Annotated in this window: 15 protein-coding genes; 7 read left to right on the top strand and 8 right to left on the bottom strand. The window is 34.6% G+C overall.

Annotated features, from left to right (window positions below; genetic code table 11):
- The first annotated feature begins 263 nt into the window (after window positions 1–263).
- Window positions 264–8,597 carry a hypothetical protein gene (locus Q0845_RS15205; RefSeq protein ID WP_298514864.1) on the top strand — a complete coding sequence of 2,778 codons (8,334 nt, stop codon included), beginning with the start codon at window positions 264–266 and terminating at the stop codon, window positions 8,595–8,597.
- A gap of 266 nt (window positions 8,598–8,863) precedes the next feature.
- Here the strand turns inward: Q0845_RS15205 and Q0845_RS15200 are convergent, their stop codons facing one another.
- The 5 genes from Q0845_RS15200 to Q0845_RS15180 all read right to left on the bottom strand — a co-directional run bounded on the left by Q0845_RS15200 (window position 8,864) and on the right by Q0845_RS15180 (window position 15,383).
- Entirely contained in the window at window positions 8,864–11,092 is a 2,229-nt protein-coding gene (locus Q0845_RS15200) for an NADP-dependent isocitrate dehydrogenase (protein WP_298514860.1), read from the bottom strand.
- Window positions 11,093–11,841: 749 nt separating this feature from the next.
- The gene (rplS, locus tag Q0845_RS15195; protein ID WP_298514858.1) at window positions 11,842–12,195 is read right to left on the bottom strand and encodes a 50S ribosomal protein L19; all 354 of its coding nucleotides are present in this window, start codon (window positions 12,193–12,195) and stop codon (window positions 11,842–11,844) included.
- 219 nt (window positions 12,196–12,414) lie between these two features.
- Window positions 12,415–13,092 (bottom strand): tRNA (guanosine(37)-N1)-methyltransferase TrmD, encoded by a 678-nt coding sequence (gene trmD, locus Q0845_RS15190; RefSeq protein WP_298514856.1) that lies wholly within the window; start codon window positions 13,090–13,092, stop codon window positions 12,415–12,417.
- An 11-nt stretch (window positions 13,093–13,103) separates the two neighbouring features.
- Window positions 13,104–13,703, bottom strand: a complete 600-nt coding sequence (locus tag Q0845_RS15185; RefSeq protein ID WP_298514854.1) for a tRNA (guanine-N1)-methyltransferase — start codon at window positions 13,701–13,703, stop codon at window positions 13,104–13,106.
- Between the two features lie 231 nt (window positions 13,704–13,934).
- On the bottom strand, window positions 13,935–15,383 hold the full coding sequence (locus tag Q0845_RS15180; RefSeq protein WP_298514852.1) for a glyceraldehyde-3-phosphate dehydrogenase: 1,449 nt from the start codon (window positions 15,381–15,383) through the stop codon (window positions 13,935–13,937).
- 271 nt (window positions 15,384–15,654) lie between these two features.
- Here Q0845_RS15180 and Q0845_RS15175 point away from each other — a divergent pair, with 271 nt between their 5' ends.
- The gene (locus Q0845_RS15175; protein ID WP_298514850.1) at window positions 15,655–16,269 is read left to right on the top strand and encodes a hypothetical protein; all 615 of its coding nucleotides are present in this window, start codon (window positions 15,655–15,657) and stop codon (window positions 16,267–16,269) included.
- Window positions 16,270–16,390: 121 nt separating this feature from the next.
- Here the strand turns inward: Q0845_RS15175 and Q0845_RS15170 are convergent, their stop codons facing one another.
- Complete coding sequence (locus Q0845_RS15170) at window positions 16,391–17,809, bottom strand: trypsin-like peptidase domain-containing protein (protein ID WP_298514848.1); 1,419 nt, start codon at window positions 17,807–17,809, stop codon at window positions 16,391–16,393.
- Between the two features lie 272 nt (window positions 17,810–18,081).
- Between Q0845_RS15170 and dapF the strand changes: the two genes are divergently transcribed.
- The 5 genes from dapF (at window position 18,082) to Q0845_RS15145 (ending at window position 21,611) form a co-directional block, all read left to right on the top strand.
- Window positions 18,082–18,861: a diaminopimelate epimerase gene (dapF, locus tag Q0845_RS15165; protein WP_298514845.1), complete on the top strand. Its 780-nt coding sequence runs from the start codon at window positions 18,082–18,084 to the stop codon at window positions 18,859–18,861.
- Window positions 18,855–19,376 (top strand): GNAT family N-acetyltransferase, encoded by a 522-nt coding sequence (locus Q0845_RS15160; protein WP_298514842.1) that lies wholly within the window; start codon window positions 18,855–18,857, stop codon window positions 19,374–19,376. Before dapF ends, Q0845_RS15160 begins: the two co-directional genes overlap by 7 nt.
- Window positions 19,377–19,952, top strand: coding sequence for an endolytic transglycosylase MltG (locus tag Q0845_RS15155; RefSeq protein WP_298514839.1), 576 nt, complete (start codon window positions 19,377–19,379; stop codon window positions 19,950–19,952). It abuts the gene before it with no gap.
- 3 nt (window positions 19,953–19,955) lie between these two features.
- Window positions 19,956–20,864 carry a DUF2279 domain-containing protein gene (locus tag Q0845_RS15150; RefSeq protein WP_298514838.1) on the top strand — a complete coding sequence of 303 codons (909 nt, stop codon included), beginning with the start codon at window positions 19,956–19,958 and terminating at the stop codon, window positions 20,862–20,864.
- 108 nt (window positions 20,865–20,972) lie between these two features.
- A complete protein-coding gene (locus Q0845_RS15145) occupies window positions 20,973–21,611 on the top strand; it encodes a hypothetical protein (protein WP_298514835.1) in 639 nt (212 codons plus the stop codon).
- A gap of 607 nt (window positions 21,612–22,218) precedes the next feature.
- Here Q0845_RS15145 and Q0845_RS15140 read toward each other — a convergent pair.
- Window positions 22,219–22,932: an SAM-dependent methyltransferase gene (locus Q0845_RS15140; protein WP_298514832.1), complete on the bottom strand. Its 714-nt coding sequence runs from the start codon at window positions 22,930–22,932 to the stop codon at window positions 22,219–22,221.
- A gap of 27 nt (window positions 22,933–22,959) precedes the next feature.
- The gene (locus Q0845_RS15135; protein WP_298514829.1) at window positions 22,960–24,336 is read right to left on the bottom strand and encodes a PQQ-dependent sugar dehydrogenase; all 1,377 of its coding nucleotides are present in this window, start codon (window positions 24,334–24,336) and stop codon (window positions 22,960–22,962) included.
- Between the last annotated feature and the right edge of the window lie 81 nt (window positions 24,337–24,417).

Here is a 24,417-nt window from a genome sequence, read left to right as displayed (position 1 = left end):
TGTACATGAGGTTTTTATCCTTGTGCATGATTTGTGCATACGATTTTATCTTCTTCTCAAGCGTTTATAAATAGTTTTGGATATCAAAATTCTAAATGCAATTAAATGTCTATATGGCGATTCATCAATAACCTCTTTATGAAAGATCGGGTAAAGATCATTCAAGAGAAAAATGAACACCTAAAAGATCGATTGAACGCATTAGATCAATTAAAAAAAGAACTAGTAAAAGATCAATCTAAAAACTAACACTACCGCTTTCCATGAAAACTTTTTTTCCATACAGTCTTCTGTATCTATCCTGTATATTTTTTAGTAATGTGAGTATTGCTAATGATTCTGAAACTATACAAAGTAAAAATCCTGTAAAAATAGATGAGCAAGGAAATCTAATATATACAGATACTATTGGTGTCGACGATGATATAAGTATTGTCATAGAAGGGGCAAACTATCGTCTTAGCAACGCAGCTATAACATTGGCAGCAGGAAATAAAATTAAACAAGATGGAAACGCTGTATTAGTGCCAATGCATTTAATTACGGGAAAAATTCTAATAAACACAGAAAACGGAGACGACACATTTACGGTCAATCTTTCCAATGGAAATATTAAGATTCCAATCATTTATAATGGAGGAAATCAAAATACTTCTACAGGAGATGATATGATACTTTTAGGTAACGAAAATCAAAATTACGATACCGTTACACATACATTTATCAATGCTCATGACGGATTCATTAATGTTACAGGAAATAGTACGATACATTATAAAGGTCTTGAACCAATAACCGATAATTTAAATGCCAGTGATAGAGTGTTCACATTTACTGGAAATCAAGGAAGTGTTGAGACAATTACGTTAGAACCTGGCGCTACTTCTTCTACAAATCGTATTAATTCCAGTCTGGCAGAAATGGTCGATTTTACCAATCCAACGAACTCTTTAACGATCAACTTAACAGGTTTCGGCGATGATATTTTAGAAGTTAGAGGATTATCAATAAGTTCTAATGCTGATTTGATTGTGAATAGTGATGGTGTTGATGAAATTCGTTTTCCAAACAATTCAATTGACTTAGGGAATGGTAATCTCAATCTAACCAGCCATAACATTCATTTCTCAAAAGATGTTACCGCAAGATCCATTACAACCACAAGTACAAATACAACTACTATAGAATCAGCCGCGTTAAGGGCAGTTGGAGGAAGTGTGACTATGAATGCAGGAACAGTGGTGCCGGCAATTGATGGAATAAATACGGATGTTGGCGGATTGTATATGAATGCTGCTCAAATTCAAACTTCAGGAACGCAAGATATCAACATTATAGCAACCACATACGCAGCTAGAAATATAATCAATCAGGCTTCATTAAATGGTTTCAATATGGAAGGTAGTAGTATTATTACTGAATTTGGCGATGTTACCATTACGGGAAGTGGTGTTGATAATGGATTGGCAAATTTTAATGGTGTTCGTATGGGAAATTCTACAAATATTCAAAGCCTTGCCGGACAGATTACCATCAATGGAACGGGAAGAAATACAGGAAATACTTCTAATATTGGTGTTTCCATGATATCGGGAAATATTAGAACCAATACCGCTGGAAATGTAGATATTACTGGTACAGGATATTTAGGAATTGATATAAAAGGCGCTATTCAGGCTATAGGTTCTGGAAGTATACTGCTGCAAGGAACAAGTAATGTAGCTACAGCTTCAGCAATAAACATATCATCAACAAATGCAAGTCTGTCAGCCAATAATGGTATACATCTAACAGCGAATACTGGATATATAAATACACCAAATGGAGTTGCTACACAATCACAATTTAATACAAATAACACCATCATTAACGGTGTTTTAGCACCTGGACAATCTTTAGGTCAAGTGATAATGAACAGTAATCTGGTTATGGATTCCAGTGATGTTTTGGAAATAGGAGTGGATAATTTTACCAATTTTGGGACTGAATATGATCAGTTAAAAGTAAATGGTGCTGTAAACTTAACGAATGCAACGTTCAATTTGACAGATCAAAGTGGAGATTTTCCTCAAGAAGTAGTTGCATTAACAATTATTGATAATGACGGAACCGATCCAATCGTTGGAACATTTAACGGATTGCCGCAAGGAGCTACTATAAATGGTAACAATGGAAAAAATTGGAGCATATTCTACAATCAAGGAGATGGTAATGATGTCGTATTGAGTTCAGGATTGGCAAACCCAAATGTATTTGTAGATGAAGGAAATATGGTATTTACAGGAATAGCGGCTGAAAATGATGATTTAACTATCGTGATTGACGGAGCTAATTATCGTTTGAATGACGCAAGCAAGCCATTGATAGCAGGACAAGGAGCAATACAAGACGGAAATGATGTATTGGTTTCAATTGCTTCTGTTACTGGAGCAATCAATATCAATACAGGAAACGGAAATGATAAGCTAAATATCGATTTGAATGGAGGTCTTTTTACGACAGCTATCAATTTTGATGGCGGAAATGATACAGATGGAATCGCAGTAACATCAAATACAACACTAGATACGATCACACATACAGTAGATAACAGTGGAGCAGGAACGATAGCAATTACGGGAAACAATACGATTTCGTATACAGCATCAACAGAAACAGTCGAAGACAATCTAACTATTGACGATCGAATTTTTACAGTAAACTCCAATAATGATATAGTATTTGAACCTACTGGTAGTTTAGGGAATCAAGTAACACTAAATGGACTTGTAACAATAGCGTATACAAATCCCAATAGTACGTTAACTATAAACGGATCTGGTACAGGTCAAGGATTCTTAGCAATCAACGGATTTGCTGCTGGATTTACAGCAGATTTGACAATTAATAGATCGCAAGATATTGTGAGATTTGGTTTTAATACTACGAATCCGATTGATCTAGGAGCTGGAAATCTTACAGTAGTATCAAAAGTCGTTTTGGTAAGAACAAATATATCGACAGCAGGTTTAATTTCATTAGTAAGTCTAGACAGTTTATATGTAGAAGGAGGAAATATTATAGCTACTGGAGGACAAAATATTAGTCTTATTGGAGGAACACAACCTACTAATGGTACCACTTTTACAGGCTTGGAAATTTTTCAATCCACAGTACAAACTACAGGAGCAGGAACCATTACGCTTGTTGGAACAGCTTCTATTAGTAATCCCTTCGCTGTCCAAAGTGGAATGACACTATTTGAAGCAAATTTCTTAACAGATACAGGAGATATTGGTATAATGGGATTTGGAGCTGGGATAGCCAATCATTCTAATATTGGAATAAACATATTCAATACGACAAACATCCAAAGTAACTCTGGAAACATCAATATTGTTGGTACAGCAGGGAGTAGCCTAGGAAATGCCAATAAAGGAATTTTTATGTTTGATGGTACCAATATTCAAACAATGGGAGCTGGAACAATCACGATTGAAGGAACAGGAGGTGCAGGATTAAACTCGAATTACGGTGTTGAAATTCAGATGAATACTACGATCAATGCTGAAAATGGAGATATTTCAATCACAGGAACAGCTATAGATACTGATGGGATTGATCAAATTGGAATACTAATGAACGGAGCAATAAATACTTCCGGCACAGGAAATATTTCCCTTACGGGAACTGGCGCAACAGCCAATAATCCAGCAATAGATATAATTGCTGAGAATGCCCAAATTCAATCAGGAGGAATAATCACAATGACTGGGAATACAGGTGAAATTAATACTTCTAATGGAATAGCTTCGCAAGCACAATTAAGTGGAATCAATACGATCATTAATGGGGAATTAGCACCGGGACAATCTCCTGGGCAACTCATCATCAATGGAAATTTAACCATGGCATCAGATGATACTTTAGAAATAGAAGTAAACGATTTTAATAATGTAGGAACTGATTATGATCAAGTACAAGTAATTGGATCGGTAAATTTAAATAATGCAAACTTCAATTTTGTAGATCAAAGTGGAGATTTCCCCCAAGACGTAATTGCATTGACCATTATTGATAATGATGGAACCGATCCAATCGTTGGAACATTTAATGGATTGTCTGAAGGAGCCACAATAACAGGAAACAATGGGAAAAACTGGAATATATTTTATAACCGAGGTGATGGTAATGATGTAGTTTTGAGATCAGAAGTAGCCCCAAATGTATTTGTAGATGCAGGAAACATGGTATTTACAGGAATAGCGGCTGAAAATAATGATATAACCATTGTGATTGACGGTGCTAATTATCGTTTGAGTGATGCAAACAATCCTGTTATGGCAGGACAAGGAGCAGTACAAGATGGTGATGATGTGTTGGTTTCAATTGCTTCTGTGGCAGGAGCGATCAATATCAATACAGGAAATGGAAATGATCAGTTGAATATTAATATGAATGGAGGTCTTTTTACAAAAGATATCAATTTTGATGGTGGAGATGATACAGATGGAATCGCAATATCATCAAATGCAACACTAGATACCATCACACATACAGTAAATAGCAATGGAGCAGGAACGGTAGCAATTACAGGGAACAATGTCATTACATACACAGCATCAACAGAAACAATTGAAGATAATATAACTGCTGACGAACGAGCTTTTACACTAAATTCCAGTAATAGTATACAATTTGAACCTACAGGCAGTCTAGGAAATCAGGTAACAGTAGATGGACTTGTAACAATAGGATATGTAAATCCTAATAATACCCTAGTTATAAACGGATCAGGTGCAGGCGAAGGATTTGTATTCATCAACGGATTTGCTACTGGATTTACTGCAGATTTGACCATTAATAGATTGCAAGACATTGTAAGGTTTGGATTTAATACAACGAATCCGATTGATCTAGGAACGGGAGATCTTATCGCAGTAGCGAGAGTTGTTTTAGTGAGAACAGACGTATCTACAGCAGGTTCAATTTCACTAACAAGTCTAAACACTTTATATGTAGATCAAGGAGATATTATATCTTCTGGAGGACAAAATATTACGCTTAACGGAGGAACACAACCTATTAATTCCAACTTTGCAGGCATAGAAATTTTTAATGCTACAATTCAAACTATAGGAGCCGGAACTATTACGATTGCTGGTACGGCTTTTCTTGATAGCCCCTTTACTTTTACAAGTGGAATGACATTATTTGGAACAGATATCTTAACAGATACAGGAGATATTAACTTAATAGGAATAGGAGCTACTATAGGGAGTAATTCTAATAGAGGAATTAATATGTCCATTGGAACAAACATTCAAAGTAATTCTGGAAACATCAATATTGTTGGTACAGCTGGGAATAGTATAGGAGATGATAATAAAGGAATTTTAATGTTTGACGGTACCTATATTGAAACAATGGGAACTGGAACCATCACAATTCAAGGAACAGGTGGCGAAGGAGTAAATTCAAATTACGGTGTTGAAATTCAAATGAACACTACGATTAGCGCTGAAAATGGAGATGTAGCAATCACTGGAACAGCTACAGATACTGATGGATCTGATCAAATTGGAATCATTCTAGATGGAACAATAAACACCACAGGTACAGGAAATATTTCCCTTACAGGAACAAGTCCAACTGCCAATGATCCGTCAATAGATATAATTTCTTCAAATGCGCAAATTCAATCTGGAGGAGTCATTACAATGACAGGGAATACAGGTGAAATCAATACACCAAATGGAGTAGCCTTACAAGCACAATTGACAGGTACGAATACAATTATTAATGGAAAATTAGCACCAGGACAATCACCAGGACATTTAATTATAGACGGAAATCTTACAATGACATCCGATGATACATTGGAAATTGAGGTAAGTGGTTTTGACAATCCGGGAACTGAGTACGATCAAGTACAAGTAAATGGAGCGGTAAATCTAAATGGCGTGGCACTGAATTTAGTAGATAGTTCAGGTAGTTTTTCGAGTCCAGAAAATCTAATCATAATTAATAATGATGCAGATGATCCGATTGTTGGAACATTCAATGGATTGCCTAACGGATCTGCCATTGCTGGAAATGCAAAAACTTGGTATATTTATTACAATCTAGCTGGCACCAATGATGTTTTATTAAGTACAACGCCACCAAATATACGCATAGATGGTTCAGGGAATCTTGTCTTTTTAGATCCTTATTCTTTAAATGATAATCTCACAATTATTGTGGAAGGAGTAAATTATCGTATGAGCGACGCTGTAAAGCCTATAATTGCAGGACCAGGAGTAATTCAAGATAATAATGATGTGTTAATCCCTATAGATGCAGTGACCGGAGTCATAGATATTAATACTCAGTTTGGTGATGATCATTTAAGCATAAACCTAAATGGAGGTAATTTTACAGATGAAATTCACTATGATGGAGGAACTGAAAATAATGGATTAGCGCTATCGGGAGCAAATACCTATGCTAACATGGTACATACGTTAACAGGGACTCACAGAGGAGCAATTGATATTCCTGGAAATAGTACGATAACGTATGAAGAATTAACTCAGACACTTACGGATAATTTAGAAACCAATGATAAAAATTTCCATTTAGATTTGGATGATTATATCGTACTAAGAAGTGGAGGAACTTTAGCGAATCAAATGGATGTCTTTGAATCTACTACAATAGATTACAAAAATCCACTAAATTCTTTAACAATAAGCAATATAGGTTCGGGAGATAATACAATGGTTATGCAAGGTTTTGCTACTGGATTTGATGCAGATTTAACGATCAATGCAACAGAAGATGACGATGTTCGATTTGATACCAATGCAACAAATATTACGAATGGTAATATAAACATAAACTCAGGGAAACTTACTGTAGATAGTACAGGAAGTATCATTACTACTGGATCAATTACTACGTTTACCAAAAGTACAACTACCATAGCAGGAATCATTCAGTCAAACGGCGGAAATATATCTATGATTGCAGGAACAGAAGCACTTCCAGGGAGTAATTCGGGAGGAATATATATGCAAAACGGACGTGTAGAAGCTATAGGTTCTGGTACTATTCTTATGGATGGAACCATATATGTAAATGCTTTTACAGATACTCCAATAAATGGTTTCTGGATGCGAGATGATAGTCGTGTAACAACAGATACAGGAAATATTACGGTTACTGGAAACGGTATAGATAATGGAAATGCTGATTACCGAGGTATAAATTTGGGAGAATCTTCCAGAATAGAAAGCAATACAGGAAATATTTCTTTGCAAGGAACGAGTTCAAATGCAAATACGCAAGCTATACGATTAGTGTCTACAAATATACAGGTGCAAACTGGTGGAGATGTGAATATTACTGCAAATACAGGAGCTATCAATACAAGCAATGGAGTTCCAGTAATGTCAACAATTAGTGCTGCTAATACAACCTTTAATGGAATTCTGAGTCCAGGAGAATCTTCAGGGCAAGTAAAAATTGATGGAAACTTTATCATGGGATCTGATGATACGTTAAAAATACAAGTAGGTGGCTTTGATACTGCAGGAACCGATTATGATCAGGTACAAGTAAATGGTGCAGTAATCATATCAAATACTACATTAGAATTGGATGATGAAACGAATTTTTCACCTGAAAACGCAAACACACTGATCATAATAGATAATGATGGCACAGATCCAGTTAATGGAACATTCAATGGTTTGCCAAATGGAGCTTCAATTTCTAGTAATGGAAGTATTTGGTATATATACTATGATCAAGGAGATGGAAATGATGTCATATTAAGTTCTGAGCTTCTTGGAGCTGTCACTGTACGTCCAAGCGTATTTTTACAAGGAGCTGCATTAAATCCTAATGTAGGAGAAGAAATGCTCATGCGTGACGATTTACGTGTAGCAGGAATCATTCCTACAACATCTCCATATGCTGATACTGCGACAGTCGATGCTGCTGTATTTAATACAACTGGAGTCGATGCCATTGTAGATTGGGTATGGGTAGAAGTAAGAAGTGAAGCAAATATTGATCTAGTCGTAGCTGGAAAATCAGCATTACTACAACGAGATGGAGATATTACAGATCTGGATGGAACTTCACCAGTAGCTTTTAATATAGCCTCAGGTAATTACTATATTGTAATAAGACACCGCAATCACTTAGGTGTTATGAGCAATGCGGCAATTGCATTACGCAGTTCAGTAACATTTATAGATTTTACCAATCCTGCCGCCAGTACTTTTGGATCTAATGCACAAACAAATTTTGGGATACCGAGCGGAGCAAATGCAATGTGGGCAGGAAATGTAAATGGAGATGCGATCATACAATACTCAGGAACGAATCCAGATACACCTGCTATATTATCAGTGATATTAAACGATCCTGGAAACTTTTTAAATTTCCCAACCTATGCTGTAGTAGGATATAATGTAAATGATGTCAACATGAATGGAAATGCGCAATACAGCGGAGTAGCTCCAGATACTCCATTTATCTTACAAAATGTATTAGCACATCCAGGAAACTTTTTAAACTTTAGTACGTATCAAATACAAGAACAATTACCGTCATCACTAAATTGATTTTCAGAATAGAATTTATAAAATAAAAAATGCCTACTACATCAGAAATTGATTAAGCCTAATCATACATAATTTAGTAAGGTTAAAAAGGGGTAATTCGATAATCTTGGCGACTAATTACCCAAAAGGCCATCTCAATTTGAGGTGGCCTTTATAATTAGTTTAGAAAATAAAATTACTGCAGATCTAAAACTAGAAGACATGCTACATAAAAAAAGCTCCTCATCATACGATAAGGAGCTTTTTTATTTTATATGATTCTTTAATTATGCAATCGAAGCTAAAATAGCATTGAAAGTTTCGCTAGGACGCATTGCTTTTGAAGTCAATTCGTCACTTGGCATATAATATCCGTCAATATCCATTGCAGTACCTTGTGCATCATTTAATTCAGTAACGATTTTCTCTTCGTTTTCTGCCAATTGAGCAGCAATAGGAGTGAAGCGTGCTTTTAACTCAGCATCTGTATCTTGTGCAGCCAATGCTTGTGCCCAATATAAAGATAGGTAGAAGTGACTTCCTCTATTATCTAACTCGTTTACTTTACGTGAAGGTGATTTTTTATTCTCTAAGAATTTATCTGTTGCATCATCTAAAGTTTCAGACAAAACAATCGCTTTACTGTTGTCATAATTTGAACCTAAATGCTCTAATGAAACTGCTAAGGCTAAAAATTCTCCTAAAGAATCCCAACGTAAGTGACCTTCTTTGTTGAACTGCTGAACGTGTTTTGGAGCAGATCCACCAGCACCAGTTTCAAACAATCCACCGCCATTCATTAATGGAACAATAGATAACATTTTTGCACTTGTTCCTAATTCTAAAATCGGGAATAAATCTGTTAAGTAATCACGCAATACATTTCCTGTTACGGAAATAGTATTTTCTCCTTTTTTAATACGCTCAAGCGTGAATTGTGTTGCTTTTGCTAATGGAAGAATATGAATTTCTAATCCGTCTGTATTGTGATCTTTTAAGTAAACAGTTACTTTTTTGATTAATTCTGCATCATGTGCTCTTTCTGAATCTAACCAGAAAACTGCTGGCCAACCTGTAGCTGTAGCTCTGCTTACGGCAAGTTTAACCCAGTCGCGAATTGGTGCATCTTTTACTTGACACATTCTCCAAATATCTCCAGCTTCAACAGTATGTTCTGTTAATACATTTCCTTCTGCATCAACGACACGAACAGTTCCGTCAGTAGTAAGTTCAAAAGTTTTATCATGCGAACCGTATTCTTCTGCTTTTTGAGCCATCAATCCAACATTAGGAACAGTTCCCATAGTAGTAGGATCAAAAGCACCGTGTTCTATACAAAAATCAACAGTTGCTTGGTATAGTGCAGCGTAACTGCTATCTGGAATTACAGCTTTGGTATCTTGTGTCTTTCCGTCTGCGTCCCACATTTGACCTGAGTTACGAATCATTGCTGGCATAGAAGCATCAATAATAACGTCACTTGGTACATGTAAGTTGGTAATACCTTTATCAGAATCTACCATAGCGATATCTGGACCATTTTCCATGGCTACTGCGATGTCACCTACAATTTCTTCTTTCTTTTCAGCAGATAATTCCTCTAGATTGTTTAATAAGTTTCCGAAACCATTATTTACATCAACACCAATTTCATCAAAAGTAGCTTGATGTTTCTCAAATAAATCAGCAAAATATACACGAACGGCATGTCCAAAAATAATTGGATCACTCACTTTCATCATTGTTGCTTTCATATGCAATGAAAATAACAATCCTTTTTCTTTCGTATCTGCAATTTCTCTTTCTAAAAATGCTAACAAAGCTTTCTTACTCATTACCGTTGCATCCATAACTTCTCCAGCCAACAATGCAATTCCTTCTTTTAATACGGTTTTGTTACCATTGGTATCTGTATGCTCAATATTTACAGAAGTAGCATTGGCAACCGTGACAGATTTTTCATTAGAACGAAAATCTCCAGCATCCATAGTTGCTACATGTGTTTTTGAGTCAGACGACCAAGCGCCCATGCTATGTGGATTTTTCTTTGCGTAATTTTTAACAGCTTTTGGAGCTCTACGATCTGAATTTCCTTCTCGTAATACTGGGTTTACAGCAGAACCTTTTACTTTATTATACTTTGCAAGAATTGCTTTATCTTCTTCGCTATCAGCTTCTTCTGGATAATCTGGAATTGCAAATCCTTTGGCTTGTAACTCTGTAATAGTGGCTTTCAATTGAGGAACAGAAGCACTAATATTTGGTAATTTAATAATATTTGCTTCTGGTTTTTTAGCCAATTCACCTAACTCAGCCAATGCATCGTTTACGCGTTGTTCTGGAGTTAAATATTCTGAGAAGTTTGCTAAAACTCTTCCTGCTAAAGAAATATCTTTTGTTTCGATGTCAATACCAGACGGTGCCGTAAATGCTTTTACAATTGGTAATAATGAATGCGTTGCTAATGCTGGTGCTTCGTCAGTTTTTGTATAGATAATCTTCGTTGATTTTGCCATATGTATTATAGATATAATTTTGGTATAAATTGGATGTAATTTTTACGAAAGGCAAATATACAAAATGATGGGATATTTAGGTAATGATAACTAACCTAGTATGAGAAGTTAATGTATATTTAATAAATACAAAAGCCATATCATTGTAATTTCTTACCTTGACATGGCTTTCTTGAAATGTGTTTTAGCAAATGTGTCGCTAATTTCTCAGCTAATTCATTATGTAACACAACACTTCAGTTTTTGAAATAAGCTTCGTCGTTATTGGCATTTTACCTATTTGAAACTTATTTCTGCTGTTTTTTAATATACCTACTTGTACAGATCGACTTTCGTGATTTGTCCTTTTACATGATTTTTAGTTCTTTGCAGAAGGTAGGATCATATAACACTTTATTCGCATCTTAGCAATACCAATAAATTTCGGCGTAATTCCTTGAGTCCGTTATAGCAAGCTATACTAGAAATGGAATTCCATTTTCTTTGATAATTGTTTGTACCCAAAAAATTATTTCCAGAAAACCTATTAAAATAACAACGGTTAGAACGTTCTTTAGAATTCACAAAAAGTCAATTTGCATTGTTTCTTTGTTAATTCTTTTATAAATGTAGTATAAGTTTTTGAAAAAGCAAGAAATATAACAAATTAGAAATCAACAAGATATAAACCGAGGTTATTAACAATTGTTTATAACGAAAAAAGTCCTGCAAATTTGCAAGACTTTTTTAAGGTATATTTTTGAGAGATTTTATTTGAATCTTCTCTCTTTAATTCTAGCTTTCTTACCAGTAAGACCTCTAAAGTAGAAGATACGTGCTCTACGTACTTTACCTCTTTTGTTAACTTCAATTCTTTGAAGTGCTGGTAAATTTACAGGGAAAATACGTTCAACTCCAACTGTTCCAGACATTTTTCTGATCGTAAATGTTTCAGAAGAACCAGAACCTCTACGTTGAATTACAACTCCTCTAAAGAACTGTGTACGTGTTTTTTCTCCTTCTCGGATTTCATAATAAACTGTGATAGTATCTCCTGCTGCGAATTCAGGAAATTCTTTTCTTGTTACAAATTCGTCTTGTACAAATTTAATTAAAGCTTCCATTTTAAACTTTTTATAGAAATTGATTCAAACCAACATTCGCGTCCATCGCCAGAGGTTGATCCAAAATTGAGTGCAAAAATAAGTATTTTTTTTGAATGTCAAATGTTTTTTTGAAATTATAAATGTTGAATGCTAAATTTTAAATTGAAAAATATATTTTCCAAGACCCAAGACCCAAGACCCAAGACCCAAGACCCAAGACCCAAGACCCAAGTCAATCTATTCATCCAACAAATCAGGTCGTAAGTTCTTCGTACGCTCATACGCTTGTTCTTCGCGCCAAGCTTCTATTTTTGGAAAGTTTCCAGATAATAAGACTTCCGGAACTTCCCAATCGTTATACTTAGCCGGTCTTGTGTATACAGGAGGCGCTAGTAAATTGTCTTGAAACGAATCGGTCAAGGCAGAAGTTTCATTTCCTAATACACCCGGAATTAATCTGATGATAGAATCACACAATACAGCCGCGCCCAATTCTCCTCCAGAAAGTACATAATCGCCAATAGAAATTTCTCTTGTAATAAAATGATCGCGCACACGTTGATCTACACCTTTATAATGTCCGCAAAGAATAATAATGTTTCCTTTTAATGAAAGTTCATTCGCCATTCCTTGATTCAGCGTTTTGCCATCTGGAGTCATGTAAATCACTTCGTCATAATCACGTTGCGATTTTAAGTCAGACAAACAACGATCTATCGGACCGACCATCATCACCATTCCTGCGCCGCCACCAAACTGATAATCATCAATAGATTTGTAATTATCCGTAGCATAATCGCGCAAGTTGTGAAAATGTATTTCTACAATACCTTTATCAATAGCTCTTTTCAAGATTGAAGCTTCAAAAGGACTTTTCATTAAATCAGGAACTACAGAAATGATGTCAATACGCATGGTTGAGAAAATTAGTTTTTATTCTTGTTAATTTCATCCTGAAGCTTTCTACGAACTTGTTGTTCACGTTCCAAAGCACGTTTGCGGTGTTCTTCAAATTCGTGTTCAGTTTCCGCTAATTTAGCGTTTGCTTCTTTCGTAATAGTATTACTAGCTTTGAATTTGTAGGTGAAAAACAACCATAAAATTGCTAATACTCCAATAATTCCCCACATTAAGGATTGGTAATTGCTTTTGCTCAATTGTAAACCAAGCAATGAGATGCTGTCTTTTTCGGTATTTAAATCTTTTATGTTTTGATTCGTAGTTGCTAAATCTGCCTTTAAGGTTTCAATCTCCGTTTTTTGTGTCGCTACTTTGGTTATTTCTGTAGCTAAGTCTTTTTGAATGGCATTGATAGAATCGGCTACATTTCTTTGTAACTGCTCAATCCAAACGCGTTTTACGACTTTATAATTCTTAAACTTATTAGAATTTTTAAGAATGAACTCAAATTGTTCTTTAATTGGGCCTTCTTTTAATGGCAAATTTGCATTTTTTGCTACGTTTTGTGCATTAGCAAAAAGCGAGAAACATAACGTAAGTACTGGGAATAGGTGTTTCACTTTCATCGTCTTTTCATGTTTAAAATAAGAGTTGACAAATAAACGAAGATATTTTTATTTATTGTATGAATTTTAAAGAGATTTACTCGATAATTAAGATTTAAAATGCTTCTAAGATCATCTCTATAATTCTGTATATTTCTTAAAATTGCCTTCTGAATGTATTTCTAGGCTATTTAGGTATAAAAAAAGAGTCCCATAATAGAGACTCTTTTTTATATTATATAGTGTCTTCTACTAGTAATATGTAAAACGTCTTACTTTCGAAATATATTTTGCTAAGCGCATTACTTGGTGAGAATATCCATACTCATTATCATACCAAACATATAAAATGATGTTTTTTCCACCTTCACGAACGATGGTTGCTTTGCTATCAAAAATTGATGGCGCCGAAGAACCTACAATGTCAGAAGAAACCAATTCGTCACTTAATTCATATTTGATTTGCTCTACCAAGTCACCTTCTAAAGCATATTTCTTTAAAATAGTATTTACACCTTCTAAAGAAGTAGCATTTTCAACTTCTAAGTTCAAAATTGCTAAAGATCCGTTTGGTACAGGAACACGAATTGCATTTGAAGTCAATTTCCCTTCCAATGATGGCAATGCTTTAGAAACTGCTTTTCCAGCACCTGTTTCTGTAATTACCATGTTTAAAGCTGCAGCTCTACCACGACGGTATTTTTTGTGCATATTATCTACCAAATTCTGATCGTTGGTATATGCGTGAATTGTTTCTAAGTGTCCGTGACTCAATCCAAAAGAATCTTCAATTACTTTTAAAACTGGTGTAATTGCATTTGTGGTACAAGAAGCAGCAGACCAAACTTTTACTTCATCAGGATTGTGCTCTTTATGATTTACTCCATATACAATATTTGGAACACCTTTTCCAGGAGCCGTTAATAATACTTTCTCTGCACCATTAGGAACTAAGTGTCTTTCCAACGCTTCTTTATCTCTAAAAGCACCTGTATTATCAATAATTAAAGCATCTTTAATTCCGTAGCTTGTATAATCTATTTCTTCTGGTCCGTTTGCAGAAATAATATGAACCGTAGTTCCATTAATGATTAATGCTGAATTTTCAACATCAATACCAACCGTTCCAGGGAATTCTCCGTGAACAGAGTCGTTACGCAACAAAGAAGCTCTTTTCTCTAGTACCGTAGCATCAACTTTACCACGTGTTACAATAGCACGTAAACGCAATTGGTTTCCACGTCCAGTACGTGTCATTAATTCTCTTGCCAATAAACGTCCAATACGACCAAAACCATATAAAACAACATCTTTTGGTGTAATTTCAGAAGATTTTTTAGCGTCTTTCAACTTATCAACTACAAACGAAGTTGCATTTGCATACTGATTGTCTTCTAAGTGATACTCATACGTTAATTTCCCGATATCAATTTTAGATGGCGGTAAATCAATCTTAGCTATTGCTTGTGCAATTTCTACAGTATCAAAAATTGAGATAGGTTTTTGTACAAATTGACCTGCATATTCGTGAAGATTTAAAATTTCACTAACATTTCTGTCAATTAGTTGATTTCTAAAAAGAACAAGCTCAATGGATTTATCGTACCATAAATCGCTTACATTCTTTATAAATTCAACAGTAGCACGTCTTCTATCTGCTTGAAAAGTGAGTTCCTTTTCGTAAATTTCATTAAAACTCATAGTCTTACGTTTGTGTAGTTGTGTTTACAATTTTGCGCAAAAGTATACAATTTCAAACGTTTTCGTAAATAAATAAAAAAGTTTTTTTAGTATGTTTTTGAGTAAAGATTTTTTGATCTACACTAAATCTCTAAATTCTTGAAAGAAATTGAAAGTAAACTATTTATAAATACTTGATTTCATACATTAAAATTTTAACGGCTACTTTGATTTTACATGTGATTCCTATAGTTTTAACAATGATTAAATCTAGAATATATAGAAAAGCTAAATGGATTGGAGCGAAATAGACGATTTATTAAATAGTCAAATAAGAAAAAAGACTGATTTGCTAACTGGTTATGAGCAAATTGAAAAATTATTGTCAGTCAATAATTTACCAATCGTTGAAATAAATATTAATGGACTATTGGAAAAGTTTAAAGGTTGGCTTGTTGAGGTTTTAGAAAAAGAGCCTATTCCGATAGGGATAAAATCAATTTACTTTGGGCTTTCCGAAGTATCTTTTCCTGATGTAGATAATGGACAAAGTAAAACAGCTGTTTATATAGCTGGTTCTAGTCTTTTGCCTAGTGAAGATGTTGATTGGGCTTGCGATCCCGAATATTTACCCAACAGACGTTATTTATTACTCGATGATTTTGAAAAAATTGATGCTATCAAAATACAGAACGGATTGACAGGGAATTACGAAGTTTTGGTATTCAATGGAATTTTGAATTTGCTTGTAAGTCAGGCGATGAAAGAGTTGAAGAGTCAATTCTTAACCTATAAAAGCAAAAAGTTCGGACTACTTAATGTAATTAAAGAAAGAGAAAAATTAAATTTCGGAGCTGGGTTTGATTCTGGTGATACTTACCTAATTGGAGAGTTGAAAAATGAATAAACAGTTTGAATACAGTTGTTTAAAAGAAATAATTCATTACAAAACGAATGTAATAAAATAAAAAAAGCGAGGCACTTTATAGGTGTCTCGCTTTTCAACTATATATAGAGATGGCACTTTTTTATCGAAAGATAAAACGCTCGTATTGTCCTTTCGGATTTAAGAATGCTAAGATGCGAACTTGATCCTCACCATATTTGTCGAGAAAATTCTTCAAACCTTGCACAGATTGTACTTTTTTTCCGTTGACTTCCACCAAGATATATCCTGGCGTAATACCAAGTTCTTGAGATAATTGTTTGTTGCTATTATCTGTAACTTTTAAACCGTAGCCCAAATCATTTTCTTCGTCTAAATTCTCTAAGCGCATGTTCATTAACTTTACAGAAGTTGCTTCTTCTTCCTTTGTTAAAGTAACAGGCATTGTTTCGTAATCGCTATTTCGTAAAACTGTAACATTCACAATATCTCCAGGACGCTTTGAGCTTAAATAGCCTGACAAATCAGCAAAGCTCGAAACTTTTACTTCATCTAATTTCTTAATAACATCACCTTCTTGAATTCCTGCTTTTTCTGCTCCAGATTCCGCAAATACCTTTCCAACATAAAAACCTTCTGTTTCTGTAGTGCCAATTCTTTCTGCAACCACTGAATTTAATGAACCACCAGAAACGCCTAGCAATCCTTTTTGTACATCGCCAAATTCTAATAAATCAGCTACAATTTTTTGAGCAATATTACTTGGAACCGCAAATGAATATCCAATGTATGAACCTGTTTGTGAGGTAATAGCTGTATTAATTCCAATCAATTCACCATTCGTATTTACCAATGCTCCTCCAGAATTCCCCGGATTTACAGCAGCATCTGTTTGAATAAATGATTGACTTAAATTATCACCTTCGTTTAAATCTCTTCCTTTAGCGCTAATAATTCCCGCAGTAACCGTAGAAGTTAAATTAAAAGGATTTCCAACGGCTAAAACCCATTCGCCAATTTTGGCATTGTCTGAATTTCCGAAAGATATATAAGGTAACTCTTCTTCAGCTTCAATCTTTAATAAGGCAATATCCATATTAGGATCTGTTCCTATTACAGTAGCGACATAATTTTTATTATCATTTAAGGTAACTTGAATTTCGTTAGAACCTTTAATCACGTGATTGTTGGTAACAATATGTCCGTCAGGCGTAATAATTACTCCAGAACCAGTTCCAATTTGAGTTTCAGGTCTTCCTGTACCATTATATAAGTCCCAAATGCTTCTTGGGGCAACTCTGGTCACTTTATTCTTAACGTGCACAACTGCATTCACCGTCTTTTCAGCTGCTACCGTAAAATCGATACCTGCATTGGCAGCATTTGTAGTAGTCTTTTCCGTTGTCGGATTGTTTACAAAATTTGTAGGAATGTATGATGTTTGTTCAAAAACTGAAGCTTGTTCAACTTTTTCAGGGGATTCTGAAAAAAATTTATAAGCTCCAATACTAATAACGCCTCCTAAAACAGAAACCAATAGTAAACTTGCAAATTTTTTCATATTTAGTTATTTAATTTGTTAATATTTATGAATAATTCTAATGTCTTTGTCTTCTTTTAACACTTAAAATTACATATTTATTGTAGCTGTATTTTAACTTTAACGACACTTTAACTCAATTTTAATAAGTCTGTTAAAATGAACTTAAAAGGAATATGATTTACACTTTATCGGATTCAAACGGATTCTTATAAAATTGTGATTTTCTAACCCCATTCCTTTACAATTTCCTATCTTTTATTTTGTACTTTTGTTGCCATCAAATGCAATAAATGACACTATCTTTTTATAAATATCAAGGAACTGGAAATGATTTCGTCTTGATCGATAATCGACAAGATATCTTTCCCAAAAATGATACCAAACTTGTACACCATTTGTGTGACCGAAAATTTGGCATTGGCGCCGACGGTTTGATCCTTTTGGAAAATGATGCGGATTGTGACTTTAAAATGGTGTACTATAATTCAGATGGAAACGAAAGTTCTATGTGTGGAAATGGTGGACGATGTATGGTAGCTTTCGCTAATTTTCTCGGAGTCATTCAGCAAGAAACTACATTTATAGCAATTGATGGAAAACATTATGCAACGATTGATGGCGATATGGTACATTTGCAAATGCAAGATGTCGCTACAATTGAAGATCATGAAGGTTATGTGTTTTTGGATACAGGTTCGCCACATCATGTCACATTTAAGGAAGGAATTGAAAAATTTGATATCAAAAAAGAAGGCGCTGAAATTCGTTATGGAGCACCCTATTTTGAAGAAGGGTCCAATGTGAATTTTGTCAAGAAGATTTCAGATGCTGAATTTAGAGTTCGTACCTATGAAAGAGGTGTGGAAGATGAAACGCTCTCTTGCGGAACTGGAGTGACTGCAGTAGCTTTGGCAATGCATCATTTACAAGAAACTACCGCAAACGAAGTTGTATTACAGGTTGAAGGTGGTACATTAAAAGTATCGTATGAATATGATACAAACTCATATAAAAATATCTTTTTAAAAGGAAAAGCAACACAAGTATTTAAAGGAGAAATTTCATGCTAACACTTACTGGTGAAAAATTATACCTACGCGCACTAGAACCTGAGGATTTAGATTTTATCTACGAAATAGAAAATGATGAAACTATCTGGGAAATCAGTGCTACACAAACGCCATATTCACGATTTTTAATCAAGCAATATCTAGAAAATGCACATCAAGATATCTATGAAGCAAAACAATTGCGTTTGGTGATGGTGAGCAACAAAAAGGAAAACATTGGTTTAATTGATCTTTTTGAGTTCGATCCGAAAAATAGACGTGTCGGTGTCGGATTATTAATTGCAAAAAAAGAATTCAGATACAAAGGATACGGAAAAGAAGCCTTGCAATTGGTCTGTAAATATGCTTTCAAACATTTGCATGTACATCAGCTTTATGCAAACATCGTGGAAGATAATGAAGCAAGTATCAAGCTGTTTGAAAGTTTAGGTTTTCAACAAGCAGGCATCAAAAAAGATTGGACATTTGTCAATGGCGAATTTAAAAGTGAACTCCTATATCAAAAACTCGACTAAATGTACATACGTAAAATATTGATTGGAATTTTGATTCTGGGAATCCTTGGTGGTTGCTATATCATGTATAACATCTCTCAAACGATATTCAAACCGATTACAGCTTTCAATAACGAAGTAGCATATATTTATATTCCATCAGATGCCGATTTTAAATATGTAAAAGGGGAATTAGAACCTTTGTTAAATGATATGGAAGCGTTTGAAACCTTGGCAAAAAAACTAGGATATAAAAAACGTGTAAAAGGAGGGAAGTACATCATCCGAAAAGGAATGAATAGTAATGATCTTGTAAAAACACTTTTAAACAAAGGTATTCTGGTAGATGTAATCATTCCAAATACGAATAAATCTCAGGAAATTGCAGCAGAGGTTTCTACATATATTGAAGCAACAGAGAAACAGTTAACTTCTGTCATGGAGAATACAATGTTTTTAAAAAAACTGATTCAAGAAAAAAAACTGAAAGACAGCGCCATTTACAAGCCTGGTACGTACAAAATGCCATGGAGCACAACTGCGGAAGCTTTTAGAGACTATATGGTTAAAAACAGTCAAAAACAAACGCAACAATAGTAGATGAAACTACTTTTACGATTCCTCTTCATACTCTGTATCGCAAATACTGCGAGTGCGCAATTGACGCCACCTAATTTTTGGGTAGCTTCAGATAGCTTGCACAAACCACGACGTAATTTTGTAGCCATTACAGAAGCTTCGTTGGCAACAGCTACATTAATTGGTTTGGACAGAATTTGGTATGCAGATTTTCCACGCTCTTCTTTTAAGTTTATAAATGATAACAATGAATGGTTACAGATGGACAAAGCAGGTCATGTATTTACCTCGTATTATGTGGGAAACATTGGAGCTGAGGTGCTTAGATGGAGTGGAGTTTCTAAAAAGAATCAATTGATTTTTGGAGCAACGCTCGGATTTGGCTTTTTAACTGCTGTAGAAGTCATGGATGGATATTCTGCTGAATGGGGAGCTTCTTGGGGAGATGTGCTCGCAAATGGACTCGGAACAGGCTTATACGTCGGACAAGAGTTATTGTGGAACGAACAACGTATCAAATTGAAGTATTCTTTTCATCGAACACGTTTTGCGGAATTACGTCCAAATAAATTGGGTGATGGTTTTCTAGAAGAAACACTTAAAGACTACAACGGACAAACCTATTGGTTGAGTGCAAATGTGCATTCGTTTTTCAAACAAAGTAAAATCCCAAAATGGTTCAATGTTGCTTTTGGCTACGGAGCCGATGGTTTAGTGGCTGGAACTATAGAGACACAGCGTGAAATTTTTCCAGAAATCAAACGTTTTCGTCAGTTTTATTTCAGTATTGACATTGATTTAACAAAAATAAAGACAAAATCGAAGTTTCTTAATAGTCTTTTTGACGTTATTAATTTTATTAAAATTCCTGCTCCAACATTGGAAATCAATAGTTTAGGAAAAGTTAAGTTCCATTCAATCTACTTTTAACACAACTTTAACGAATATATTTGGTTTTAATAAAAAGTGTCGTATATTTGCACGCTGAAATTTTAAGCTTAATTCTCGGATTAGTAAGTCTTAAAGAAATCAATTTTTATGGGAAAAAGAGCAATAAAATTCTCAATTTTAATAGCTATTTTAACATTTGTAAGTTTCGGTTTCACTTCGTCAAAAGAAGCCAACGTTCTTAAAAATAATATTGAAAATCATAAAACGTCATCTGAGCTGTATACAGTAAACCCCATAGATGACGACTACTTCGAGGAAGCACCAATTCCGTTTACAGGACAAAGATATTTGGGCTTTAAAGAAGCAGTAGCATTTAAAGAATCTCAGGGAAATTACTTTGTGGTAAATACCTTAGGTTATCTCGGAAAGTACCAGTTTGGAAAAGGAACATTAGAACTTATCGGAATTTATAATCCGCAAGCATTCTTAAAAGATCCAAAACTACAAGAGAAAGCCTTTGAAGCCAACGCCTCAAGGAATAAGTGGATTCTTAGAAGAGACATTAAACGCTCAGTTGGTAAAAGAATCAACGGTGTAATTGTGACAGAGTCAGGAATTTTGGCTGCGGCACATTTAGCTGGACCAGGAAGCGTAAAGAAGTATTTAAGAAGCGGAGGACAACATGGGTTTTCTGACGCGTATGGTACGACTGTGAAATATTATATGAAGCGATTTGCTGGATATGATGTTTCATCAATCAAAGCTAACAAGAAAGCAAGAGTATAGTTTAGTTGGTTGTACTCAAATTTGGTTAACATTATATATAAAAACCTCAGTATGGAAACATGCTGAGGTTTTTTATTTTACATACATTTTAGTAAAAACCGAATGTAGTGTATTTCATAATTTTAAGTTAAATTTTGATGTGCTGTATCATCTAAGAATCAAAATCCTAAAGTAATACCAAAAATCTAAAAGCGTTAGCGGTCTAACAGCAAAGCGTTCTAAAAGCGTTAGCGTTCTAAAAATCTATTTATCCAAAATAAACATGGTAGATCGCTTTTAGTTCAGTTGAAAATGTTTACCAGAAAGAACTTAAAAAATTCTCGAAACTTTCTCAAGATCATATTGGTGATTAAAACTATGCTCTAAGGAATATGGTTATTTAAAAGTTTAACAATTTAGTTTAGATATGCAAGTCAATAGGCTCAGTATGGAAACTACAACTCGGATCGTAGTACTTCTCGATACAATTTTCTATCAAAAATCACTCGAAGTGACGTTTAGAAAATTTTAACTGTAAAAGTATTTTCGAATAACAAATCAACAGAAAAACAAATAAACAAAAGCGCAGCGCGCGTCCAAAAATCTAAAAGCGCAGCGTTCTAAAAATCTACTTATCCAAAATAAACATCGTTGGTCGCTTGTGTAAATTCACCGAAGTCTTTTTCCATTCATTGATCGTCAAAGTGCGAATGTATTCTGTAGCAAGTGTAATATCGCAAGCAACGCACAAACGTGTATTTCCAGAAAGTGTAGCGATTAAATCGGCTAACAATTTATCATTTCGATACGGAGTTTCTATAAATGCTTGCGATTGTTGTAAATCACCAGCACGTTTTTCTAATTGTTTAATCGCGCGTTTACGTTCATCTTTATCAATAGGTAAATATCCGTTAAATGCAAAATTTTGCCCGTTCATACCAGATGCCATCATCGCCATTAATATGGAAGATGGACCAACGAGTGGAACCACACGAATTCCTTTTTCATGAGCAATCTTTACAATCTCCGAACCAGGATCTGCAACACCAGGACAGCCAGCTTCTGAAAGCAATCCTACATTTTTTCCTTGAAAAATAGCTTCTAAAAATGCGGGCAATTCTTGATCTTGTGTGTATTTGTTTAATACATACAGTTCCAATAAAGGCTGTACTTTTTTTGGCGTGATCTTTTTAATAAATCGGCGCGCAGTTTTTTCATTTTCAACAATAAAATGATTGGTGGCTTCAATGACTTTCTTTACAGATAACGGCAATACTTCTAAAGGTTCGTTATCTCCTAAAGTGGTTGGAATTAAATATAAAATTCCGTTCGATGCTTGCATAGATTTGGAGTTTGATTACAAATAAAACTAATTTTTAACTAATTTATGATATGAAACGCCACCATTGTTTGAAATTAGTTGCGCAATATAAATTCCATTTGTAAGTCGATCTGTGGTAATTTTTTGATTTTCAGTAGTGATTGCAGTGGTGGAAATTAATTTTCCGCTAAATGAATACATCTTTACTTCAGTGAGTTGTGAAGCTGTATTTTGATTGCTAATCTGAAAATAATCGTTTGCAGGATTTGGATACAATGTATAGTTATTTTCTAGTGAATTTTCTTCCACGCCTAAAGTAGTGTCAATTATCTTATAAATAATTCCGTTGGACAAACCTGCTGCGTACAATTCTTTGTTCACATCTTCACCAAAAGTTGCAATATCTCCAGAGAACGGACCATTAAAAGTCATATTCCATGAGCTGCCAGAAGGTGTTAATGTTCCAATTTCACTGGTGCAATAATCCGCAAAAAAGTATAATCCTTCAAAATCTGGATACATAGAACCTCTGTAGCGATAACCACCGGTAATAGCGCATTTAAAAGGATTTCCGCCAGGACTATATTCGCTAACGGGAAATGTAACTGTAGCCATTGCTGGGCAGTTAGAATTGTTAACCATACTAGTACCTTCGTAGCAGTTCCATCCAAAATTATATCCAGCATCTATAATAGGGACATTATTAATTTCTTCTTTGATAAAATTTCCAACATCAGCAATCCATAATTCGCCATTGTCGCTGTCAAATGTTATTTTCCAAGGATTTCTAAGTCCATACGACCAAATTTCATCCAAACCTGCCGGATCTCCAACATACGGATTTGTTGCAGGAATTGTATATGATGTTGCGCCACTCACATCAATACGTAGAATTTTGCCTAAATGAGATTGTAAATTTTGTGAGTTGTTAGGAATCCCGCCATCGCCTAATGCAATGTATAAAAAACCATCGTTGCCAAATGCTAACGAGCCACCATTATGAATGCTTACAGGTTGAGGAATTGTGAGTAGAATTTCTTCAGAGGTATCATCAGCAATGTCAGGATTTGCAGAAGTTGTAAATCTTGAAATCACCGTATCTAAATTATTATTGATGTAGTTTACATAAAATCTATTATTGGTTGCGTAATTTGGATCGAATGCCAAGCCTAGTAATCCTACCTCACCTAAACCTGTAATAACTTTGTCATCAATATCTAAAAAAGGTGTAGAATTTGTAAGTCCATCTGATTTTAAAATTTTAATAATTCCATCTTGTTCTACAATAAATAATCGAGAATCATTGGCGTGTTTTATGTCTAATGGTTTATTAAACCCTATTGCAAATGATTGTAGTGATACATCTTGAGCAAATAATAAAATAGGGAATAGCAGTGCTATGAATAGCTGACTTTTGTTTTTCATGGGAAGTAAGTTGTTTTTTCTTACAGAAGGTACGAAAAAAAAGCAAATACTATTTTAGAGTTAATTTCAGCGAAATTTTCT

The organism is uncultured Kordia sp. (genome assembly GCF_947489565.1).
In the GTDB taxonomy this organism is placed as follows: Bacteria; Bacteroidota; Bacteroidia; order Flavobacteriales; family Flavobacteriaceae; genus Kordia.
The sequence above is the reverse complement of the archived record's forward strand: the minus strand, read 5'-3'. Positions and strand labels throughout refer to the sequence as shown.